The 4,256-nt window shown below is 62.0% G+C and carries 5 protein-coding genes; all 5 read right to left on the minus strand.

Translation table 11 applies throughout. The features are described from left to right. Positions 1-59: 59 nt before the first annotated feature. The gene (gene pdxJ / locus ACE04F_RS25855) at positions 60-803 is read right to left on the minus strand and encodes a pyridoxine 5'-phosphate synthase (RefSeq protein ID WP_486110487.1); all 744 of its coding nucleotides are present in this window, start codon (positions 801-803) and stop codon (positions 60-62) included. A 49-nt stretch (positions 804-852) separates the two neighbouring features. Further along, complete coding sequence (recO, locus tag ACE04F_RS25860) at positions 853-1,542, minus strand: DNA repair protein RecO (RefSeq protein WP_486110488.1); 690 nt, start codon at positions 1,540-1,542, stop codon at positions 853-855. 201 nt (positions 1,543-1,743) lie between these two features. Then, positions 1,744-2,646 (minus strand): GTPase Era, encoded by a 903-nt coding sequence (gene era / locus ACE04F_RS25865; protein WP_486110489.1) that lies wholly within the window; start codon positions 2,644-2,646, stop codon positions 1,744-1,746. Further along, positions 2,639-3,328 carry a ribonuclease III gene (gene rnc, locus ACE04F_RS25870; protein ID WP_030139612.1) on the minus strand — a complete coding sequence of 230 codons (690 nt, stop codon included), beginning with the start codon at positions 3,326-3,328 and terminating at the stop codon, positions 2,639-2,641. Before rnc ends, era begins: the two co-directional genes overlap by 8 nt. Positions 3,329-3,512: 184 nt before the next feature. Continuing rightward, the coding region (gene lepB / locus ACE04F_RS25875; protein ID WP_486110490.1) for a signal peptidase I at positions 3,513-4,256 on the minus strand (744 nt) is incomplete at its 5' end.

Here is a 4,256-nt window from a genome sequence, read left to right on the forward strand (position 1 = left end):
CCCCCCCCCCCCCCGCCACAATGGATCAGGCAGGCCTTAAGCAAGCTTTAGGGATGGCCTCAAGACTTGGCAGCCGCCAGGATCAACGCTTTCATCTCCGACACAGCCGACTTGAACCCGACAAACAATGCATGGGCTACCAGCGCGTGGCCGATGTTCAGCTCGTTGATGCCCTTGATGGCCGCGACGGCTTCAACGTTGTGGTAATGCAGACCATGGCCAGCGTTGACGATCAGCCCTTGGGCCAGGCCGAAGCTGACGCCATCGGCGACCCGTTGCAGTTCATCGGCGACATCGCTCGGAGTCTGGGCATCGGCGTAACGCCCGGTGTGCAGCTCGATGGCCGGCGCACCGACACGCTTGGAGGCTTCGATCTGCCGTTCATCGGCGTCGATGAACAGCGAGACCTCGGCGCCGATCTTCGACAGGCGCTCCACCGCCAGGCTGATCCGCGACTCCTGCCCCGCTACATCCAGGCCGCCTTCGGTGGTCAATTCCTGACGCGTCTCCGGCACCAGGCAGATGTGCGCCGGACGGATGCGTTCGGCGAACGCCATCATTTCCTCGGTCACGCCCATTTCAAAGTTCATGCGGGTCTGCAGCACGTCCTTGAGCAGCAGCACGTCGCGCTCCTGGATGTGCCGACGGTCTTCGCGCAAATGCACGGTGATGCCATCGGCGCCCGCCTCTTCGGCGTCCAGTGCGGCCTTGACCGGGTCCGGGTAACGCGTACCACGGGCCTGGCGCAGAGTGGCGACATGGTCGATGTTCACGCCGAGAAGAATGCGATTGCTGGTGCTCACGAAAAGCGCTCCTGAATGGACAGAGATTCGGCCACAGCATACGGGGAGATCAGGGCTTGCGAAACAACTCGCGACTGACCAGCGGCCGGCCGCCCAGATGAACCGCCAGGGCCTGGCGCATCAGACGCTTGGCCGCTGCCAGCGCGCCTGGCGCTGTCCAGTCGGCCTCGGCCATGGCCAGCAGTTCGACGCCGTTGAACAGTCCTGGTTGCAGCAGGTAGACCCGCTCCAGGCCTGCATCAACTTGCAGGCGATACAGACCGTCGGTCGCGATAGGATCGCCGTGCAGGTCAGCGTCCAGGGCGAAACCGTAGCCCAGGTCATCCAGCAGGCGCCATTCGAAAGAGCGCAGCAATGGCTCCAAGGGTCGACCCTCGGCCAGGGCTAGCAACGTGGCGGTGTAATGGTCGAACACCGCGGGATGGGGATCCTCGGCGGGCAGCAGGCGGATCAGCAGTTCGTTGAGGTACAGGCCACTGAAAAGCGCCTCGCCATTGAGCCAGGAAGCGACGCCATTGCTTTCCATGCGCCCGACATTCTTCAACTCACCCCGGCCGCGAAACTCGACTTCCAGCGGCACGAACGGCCGCGCCAGCGTCCCGGCCTTGCCCCGCGCTCCCCGCAACACCGCCCGCAGCCGCCCTTGCGGCGTGAGGAAATCCACCAGGGCGCTGCTTTCGCGGTAGGCGCGGCTATGGAGGACGTAGGCGGATTGGGCGAGGGGTTGGTTGGGCGACATCGGGGGCCTGAGTATCAGCAAGACATCAATGGATGAACAGATCCTGTGGCGAGGGAGCGGGCGCCCGCTCGGCTGCGAAGCAGTCGTAAAATCAGGCAGCGGGGTATGTCTGGCCGAACGAAGTCGCAGGTTCTGGGGCTGCTTCGCAACCCAGCGGGAGCAAGCTCCCTCGCCACAAGAGCCCGCCCCCAGCCAATCAGATTACAGGTCGCCGTAACCCAGCGAGCGCAACGCCCGCTCGTCATCGGACCAGCCGCCCTTCACCTTGACCCACAGGTTGAGCATGATCTTGGAGTCGAACAGCAGCTCCATGTCCTTGCGCGCCTCGGTGCCGATGCGCTTGATGCGCTCGCCCTTGTCGCCAATGATGATTTTCTTCTGGCCGTCACGCTCGACGAGGATCAAGGCATGGATGTGCAGGGTCTTGCCCTGCTGCTTGAACTCTTCGATTTCCACCGTGATCTGGTACGGCAGCTCGGCACCCATCTGGCGCATGATTTTTTCGCGGACCAGTTCGGCGGCGAGAAAACGGCTGCTGCGGTCGGTGATCTGGTCTTCGGGGAAGAAGTGATCGTTTTCCGGCAGGTGCTCGGCGATCACCCGCTCCAGCGCGTCGAGGTTGTGGCCATGCTGGGCAGAGATCGGGATGACCTGGGCACTCGGCAACTGCTCCTGCAACCAGCTCAGGTGCGGCATCAGCTCGGCCTTGTCTTCGATGCGGTCGGTCTTGTTCAGCGCAACGATCAAGGGACCGGTCACGTACTGGACACGCTCGAGGACCATCTGGTCTTCTTCGGTCCACTTGGTGCGGTCGACCACGAAGATCACCACGTCAACGTCCTTCAACGCCGCCGAGGCCGTCTTGTTCATGTAGCGGTTCAGGGCCTTCTCGCCACCCTTGTGCATGCCGGGCGTGTCGACGTAGATCGCCTGGACGGCGCCTTCGGTCTTGATGCCGAGCATGTTGTGGCGGGTGGTCTGCGGCTTGCGCGACGTGATCGCCAGCTTCTGGCCGAGGATGTGGTTGAGCAATGTCGACTTGCCCACGTTCGGCCGGCCAACGATGGCGACATAGCCGCAGCGGGTGACGGTTGTATCAGTCATTGCCATTCTCCACGCCCAGGGCGATCAGTGCTGCAGCGGCCGCTACCTGTTCGGCAATACGACGGCTGACGCCCTGGCCCCGGCTTTTTTCATTCAATAGGACCACTTCGCATTCGACGAAGAAGGTTCGGCAATGCGGCTCACCCTGGATATCCACCACTTCGTAGCGCGGCAGTTCGCAGCTGCGCGACTGCAGGAATTCCTGCAAGCGCGTCTTGGGATCCTTGTTGGTGTCCACCAGCGTCAGGCTGTCGATCTCGGAAGTCAGCCAGGCCAGCACCCGCTCGCGGGCCATTTCCATGCCCGAATCCAGATAGATCGCGCCAATCAGCGCTTCCAGGGCATCGGCCAGGATCGATTCGCGACGAAAACCGCCACTTTTCAACTCGCCGGAGCCCAGGCGCAGGTAATCGCCCAGGTCGAAACCACGGGCCAGCACGGCCAGGGTCTCACCTTTTACCAACCGTGCACGCAAACGCGACAACTGGCCTTCCCGCGCCAGGGGGAAACGTTCGAACAACGCCTCGCCGGCCACGAAGTTGAGGATGGCATCGCCGAGGAATTCCAGGCGTTCGTTGTTGCGCCCGGCAAAACTGCGGTGAGTCAGGGCCAGGAGCATCAGCTCCTGATCCTTGAAAGTGTAGCCGAGCTGACGCTCGAGACGACTTAGAGAAACGCTCACGGTTTACCCACGCTGAGTTCGTGGCTGGATTCCACCGCCACGGCGACTGAGTGCCGTTGGCTTGGGACAATTAACGCTGTGTTCAAAAATGACGTCCTGACTATCGTTGGCTTCATGCCTTCGGGCAGCCTTGTGCAGGCTCCAGAAATGCATTCGGCGCTGTGTTCAACAGCGCCGTGGGTGATTACTTGATCAGGCCAACCCGCGAGAAATTCGGCAGGTGACTGAGTTTGGGTTCCGGCCAGCTCATCCAGACTGCAAAGGCCTTGCCGACGATGTTGCGGTCGGGGACCATGCCCAGCATGTCCCTGGGAATGTTCGGATCATCCCAGTAGCGGCTGTCGTTAGAGTTGTCGCGGTTGTCGCCCATCATGAAATAGTGCCCGGCCGGCACGCTCCACGAATGGTCCGGCGTGGCGCGGTAGCGGCTCATTTCCTTGCGGATCAAGTGTTCCGCCTCGCCGAGTTTTTCCTTGTAGAGCTCGGCACTGCCCAGCGTGCCCGGCTCGGAGCCGATCAGTTGCTCGGCCACCAGTTCGCCGTTGACCAACAGACGCTTGTCGGCGGTGTAGCGAATCCTGTCGCCCGGCAGGCCGACCACACGCTTGATGTAATTGACGTTCGGGTCGCTCGGGAAGCGGAACACCATGACATCACCGCGTTGCGGGTCGCCGATCTCGATGACCTTCTTGTCGATCACCGGCAGCCGGATCCCGTAGGAAAATTTGTTCACCAGGATGAAGTCGCCCACGTCCAGGGTCGGCTTCATCGAGCCGGACGGGATCTGGAACGGTTCCACCAGGAACGAACGCAGCACGAGGACGATGAACAGCACCGGGAAGAACGACTTGCCGTATTCGACCAGCAGCGGTTCCTTGTTGAGCTTTTCGATGACCACGCCATCAGGCTGGCTGACGCTGCCCTGATA

It is taken from the genome of Pseudomonas sp. AGC41, assembly GCF_057334555.1.

Coding starts and splice junctions, on each gene's coding strand:
- recO (WP_486110488.1), bottom strand. CDS start 1,542: ATGTCGCCCAACCAACCCCTCGCCCAATCCGCCTACGTCCTCCATAGC.
- era (WP_486110489.1), bottom strand. CDS start 2,646: ATGACTGATACAACCGTCACCCGCTGCGGCTATGTCGCCATCGTTGGC.